Annotated in this window: 7 protein-coding genes; 3 read left to right on the top strand and 4 right to left on the bottom strand. The window is 76.4% G+C overall.

Annotated elements, in window-relative coordinates:
- Positions 1-199: methylmalonyl-CoA mutase family protein (locus IO29_RS31065; protein ID WP_033225154.1), on the bottom strand; the 199-nt coding region annotated here is incomplete at its 3' end.
- A gap of 280 nt (positions 200-479) precedes the next feature.
- Here IO29_RS31065 and IO29_RS31070 point away from each other — a divergent pair.
- Positions 480-1,745, top strand: a complete 1,266-nt coding sequence (locus IO29_RS31070; protein WP_030379030.1) for a cytochrome P450 — start codon at positions 480-482, stop codon at positions 1,743-1,745.
- Here IO29_RS31070 and IO29_RS40455 read toward each other — a convergent pair whose 3' ends face one another.
- The gene (locus IO29_RS40455; protein ID WP_420709711.1) at positions 1,746-1,985 is read right to left on the bottom strand and encodes an MBL fold metallo-hydrolase; all 240 of its coding nucleotides are present in this window, start codon (positions 1,983-1,985) and stop codon (positions 1,746-1,748) included.
- Positions 1,979-2,341 (bottom strand): MBL fold metallo-hydrolase, encoded by a 363-nt coding sequence (locus tag IO29_RS40460; protein ID WP_420705364.1) that lies wholly within the window; start codon positions 2,339-2,341, stop codon positions 1,979-1,981. The genes IO29_RS40455 and IO29_RS40460 overlap by 7 nt, the downstream gene beginning before the upstream one ends.
- 414 nt (positions 2,342-2,755) lie before the next feature.
- Between IO29_RS40460 and IO29_RS38720 the strand changes: the two genes are divergently transcribed.
- Positions 2,756-3,205, top strand: coding sequence for a hypothetical protein (locus IO29_RS38720; RefSeq protein ID WP_158709308.1), 450 nt, complete (start codon positions 2,756-2,758; stop codon positions 3,203-3,205).
- On the top strand, positions 3,202-3,585 hold the full coding sequence (locus IO29_RS38240) for a peptidoglycan-binding protein (RefSeq protein WP_234307468.1): 384 nt from the start codon (positions 3,202-3,204) through the stop codon (positions 3,583-3,585). The genes IO29_RS38720 and IO29_RS38240 overlap by 4 nt, the downstream gene beginning before the upstream one ends.
- A gap of 122 nt (positions 3,586-3,707) precedes the next feature.
- Here IO29_RS38240 and IO29_RS31085 read toward each other — a convergent pair whose 3' ends face one another.
- The gene (locus tag IO29_RS31085) at positions 3,708-4,382 is read right to left on the bottom strand and encodes a nucleoside/nucleotide kinase family protein (RefSeq protein WP_030379032.1); all 675 of its coding nucleotides are present in this window, start codon (positions 4,380-4,382) and stop codon (positions 3,708-3,710) included.
- Between the last annotated feature and the right edge of the window lie 140 nt (positions 4,383-4,522).

Below are 4,522 nucleotides of genomic sequence, written 5' to 3' on the forward strand. Positions count from 1 at the left end.
CCGTACCGAACCCGGCGTACTGCCGCATCGTCCACGGCCGCCCGGTGTACATCGTCGGATACACACCCCGCGTGAACGGAAACGCCCCCGGCTCCCCCAACCGCTCCGCCGGATCCCAGCCCTCCAGATCACCCGGCCCGTAGACCGGCTCGATCGGCAGACCGGACTCACCGGACCGGGTGCTCCCTGTGCGCTCCATGGCGTCACGTCCTCTCCCGGGACGCGTCGCGATCCCGGCTCGACCGGTTCCGGGCGGGCGCCGGACGGCGCCCGGCCGCCGAGTCTGCCGGGGCACCGGGGAAGACGGAATCCTCTTTCGGGGCCCTCGGGCTGCGCCCCGGATCCGGGGCACCGGCCGTGACCGTTCAGCCACCTCGGCCGGCGCGGGGGCGCGCGTCCACGGCGGGGTGTCGTGCTGGGTTGTCGTGCTGTCGCACGGGCCCCGGAGTCCCGCGCTTCACACGGGGCACTCGCCGCCCATGACCGTGAACCGTCGCCCCCTGACCGACCGCTCCCTCGCCGTCCTCGCCGAGGGCTACGCCTGGCTGCCCAACCGCATGCGGGACAGGGCGGAGCCCGTACTGCGCACCCGTGTGCTCGGCCGCCCCGCGCTGGCCGTGCGCGGCCCGGACGCCGTGCGGTTCTTCTACGACGAGGACCACGTCCGCCGGCACGGAGCCCTCCCCGAACCCGTGCGCGCCACCCTGTTCGGCCAGGACCCCGTGCACACCCTCGACGGCGACGCCCACCGCGCCCGCAAGCGGATCTTCCTGCCGCTGCTGTCCCCGGACCGCGTCACCGGCATCGTCGAAGAGGCCGTCCGGGCCTGGGACGACGCCGTCCCCGAGTGGGCCGAGCAGCCCCGCATCACACTGTTCGACGAGGCCGGTACCGTCCTCACCCGCGGCGTCTGCCGCTGGTCCGGGGTCCCGCTGCCCGACGGGGACGCCGCGTCACTCGCCGCCGACCTGCTCGCCATGGTCGACGGGTTCGCCACCGCCGGCCCGCGCCACTTCCGGGCCCGCCGCGCCCGCAACCGGCAGGAGGCCCGGCTGGCCCACCTCGTCGACGCCGTCCGCGCAGGCACGGCCACCGCGCCCACCGGATCCGTACTGGACACGGTCTGCCGGCACCGGGACGCCGACGGGGAGCCGCTCGGCGCCCGTACGGCCGCGGTGGAGCTGCTCAACGTGCTGCGCCCCACCGCCGCCGTCGCCTGGTTCGTCGCCTTCGCCGCGCACGCCCTGCACCGGTGGCCCGCCCACCGGGAACCACTGCGCGACGGCGACCCCGCGTTCGCCACCGCCTTCGCCACCGCCTTCGCGCACGAGGTCCGCCGCTTCTACCCCTTCGCCCCCTTCCTCGGTGGCCTCGCCGTGCGGGAGCTGTCCTGGCGGGGCGCGACCGTGCCCGAGGGCGGCATCGTGCTCCTCGACGTGTACGGGCAGAACCACGACGAGAAGCTGTGGGGCGACCCGTACGCCTTCCGCCCGCAGCGCTTCCTGGACCGTCCGGCCGCGGTCGACGCACTGATCCCGCAGGGCGGGGGAGACCCGCACACCAACCACCGCTGCCCCGGCGAGAACGTCACCGTCGGCCTGCTCGAAGCGCTCGCCGTCCGGCTGGCGCGGCTGGAGTACACCCTGCCCGAGCAGGACCTCACCATCCCGCTGCGCCGCATCCCGACCCGCCCGCGCAGCGGGGTCGTGCTCACCGACGTACGGGCGGACCCGGCCGCCCGCTGATCACAGCCGTACGACGATCACCGCACCACCGGGACCCCCCGACCCCGCCGTCACCCGGGCGCGCTGCCCGTGCCGGCAGTGCACCAGCCGCTCGCCGAGCCCCGCCCGCCCGGCCTCCGCGAGGAACGCCTCCAGCGGGGAGCGCATCACCGTGTAGTCGCCGTAGTGCACCGGCAGGATCAGCCGGGGGTCCAGGCGGCGGGCCGGCTCCGCGCCCCGCGCGCCGTCCATGGTCACCACGAAGCCGCCGGGCAGCAGGGTGCCGCCGAGATGCGGTACGGCCAGATCGGCGGCGGGGAAGCGGCGGGGAAGCGGCGGGCGATCTCGTCCACACCGTCGTGGAGCAGCGTGTCGCCGGAGGGGTACAGCCGCAGCCGTACCGGTCCGTCCCCCGGGCCGAACTCCAGCATGCTGCCCATCACCGGTGGCAGCAGCCCCCGCAGCACCGCCCGCCCGGCGGGCCGGCCGGGCAGCGAGGTGATCCGCACCTGGGTGCCGCCGCGGCGCGGTACGCAGTCCTGCCAGGTCCGCAACCCGGCCGCCTGCCGGAAACCGTGCAGCACGCCGAGGCGGCGGGCCGCGTGCGGGGTGGTCACGATCCGCAGTGAGCGGTCCAGGCCCCGCCGGGCGCGACGGTCCCAGTGGTCGCCGTGCAGAGGGGACAGGACGACGCCGTCCAGCGGCGGCAGCTCCGCGAAACCGAGGGCCGGTTCGGTGAGGCGGCGGCCGGCCAGGCCGTGGCCGAGGTACGCGTACTCGCCGCGGTGCGGGAAGTTCGGGTCGGTGAGCAGGGTCAGCGCGCCGTAGCGCAGCAGGACGCGTGGCCCACCGGCTCAGGGCCTGCTGAGTACCCGCCCGGCCGGGGCGTACGCGGGCGTGCGGGCGCGCACGGGGTGGTGCGGCCCCGGGAACTTCACCACCGGCCTTCGGTGAACCGTGAGCCGTGCGCGCACGTATCCCTCACCGGACACGGCGCACGGCCCAGGGAGAGCGCACGGAAGGAGAACGGCGTGCCGACACCGCCCGAACCCCCCGGACAGCCCATGCGGCGCCCGGTGCTGGAACCCACGTACGTCATGCGCCGCCGCCGGACGGAGGCGCTGGCGGACCTGGTACGGGAGTACCGGGAGCGCCAGGAGAGCCGGCGTGGGGAAGAGGGGGTGGGAGCGGGTCCGGACATGGACCAGGGTCCGGGCACGGGCACGGACTACGAGGTGATCGCGCCGGGCGGCAGGGCGGGCCCGGGCGGCTCGGGCCTTGGTGCCGCCGGCTCCACCGTCGACCTCGCCACCGAGGAGATGCCCCCGGTCACGGCGCCCTTACGGCCGCCGGTGCCGGGCCGGTCCGGGGCGCGGCCCCGCGCCCGCCCCGCCGTGGCCCGACGGCGCGTGGGCGTGCGGCGGGCGGGGCACGCGAGGACGGGCTCACGACGCGGCGGGCCGCCGTCGTCGTGGGAGTGACCGCCGCCGCCCTCGTCGGCTTCGGGGCCGCGCTCCTCGTGGTCCCCGGCGTCGGCGGGAGCGACGCCCAGGGGGCCGGTACGCCGCTGCGGCCGCCCGCGACCGGCACCGCCTCCGGGCCCGCCGACGCCCCCGGCACCGACCCGGACGGCGCCGGCACCCTCCGCGAGGGGGACAGCGGGCCCGCCGTGAGCGAATTGCAGCAGCGGCTGCTGCGCGTCCCCGACGTGTACCGCGACGGCGCCACCGACGGCCGCTACGACGCCGTGCTGCGCGCGGCCGTCGCCCGGTTCCAGCTCTGGTACGGCATCAGGGGCGACGAGAGCGGTGTGTACGGCAACGACACCCGCCGCGACCTGGAGTCCCGCACCGTGCTGTGACCCCCCGGACGGCGAGCACGGGCCGGCGTACGGAGGCCGCTCACCTGAAAGCCGTACGCCGCCCGGGCCCGCCCACCGCAACGGGCGTGCCGTGCGTCTCCCGCACGCGGCACGCCCGTTGCCTACTCTCCGCGCCCGGCGGACTCGCCCGGCAGTACCGGTTCCGGGACGATCAGGTCCGCCCGGTCGCGGGTCGTGGCGATCAGTTCGGCGTTGCGCCGGTCGGTGCCGAGGGCCCAGGCGACCGCCGCGTCGTGGTCCTTGCCGAACTCCTCGTGGCGGGCGATCAGCCGGCGGACCCGCTCGTCCTCGTCGCGGGGTTCGCAGTACCAGACCTCGTCCAGCAGGGGGCGTACGCGGGACCAGGCGCCGGTGGTGAGGAGCAGATAGTTGCCCTCGGTGACCACCAGGCGCGTGGTGGGCGGTACGGGGATGGTGCCGGCGATCGGCTGTTCGAGCACACGCTCGAAGCCGGGGGCGTAGACGATCGTGTCGTTCTCCGCCGGGTCCTTCAGCCGGCGCAGGAGGGCGGCGTAGCCGGCGGCGTCGAAGGTGTCGGGGGCACCCTTGCGGTCCCGGAGGGACAGGCGGTCCAGTTCGGCGTCGGCGAGGTGGAAGCCGTCCATGGGGACGTGGGTGGCGGGGGGTGGGCCGGGGGTGGTGGCGTTGAGGGCGCGGACGAGGTGTTCGGCGAGGGTGGTCTTGCCGGAGGCGGGGGTGCCGGTGAGGCCGAGTATGGCTCGGCCACGGGTGCGCATCAGGCCTGCGGCCCGCAGCAGCAGTTCGTCAAAGGTCACACCCCCATTGTTCTCGCCCCCGCCGCCCCTACCCTTCCCGTCCCCCCCCCCCCGCCCCCGCGGCCCCCCCCCCCCCCCCCCCCCGCCACGACCGCCGCCCGGGCGGCCCCGCGCTCCTCGACAGCCTCGGCTCCGCGCTG

Source organism: Streptomyces sp. NRRL F-6676 (genome assembly GCF_000725625.1).
Classification (GTDB): domain Bacteria; phylum Actinomycetota; class Actinomycetes; order Streptomycetales; family Streptomycetaceae; genus Streptomyces.

Excerpts from the sequence above, each read along its gene's own strand:
- IO29_RS31070 (WP_030379030.1), top strand. The coding sequence starts at position 480 with ATGACCGTGAACCGTCGCCCCCTGACCGACCGCTCCCTCGCCGTCCTC.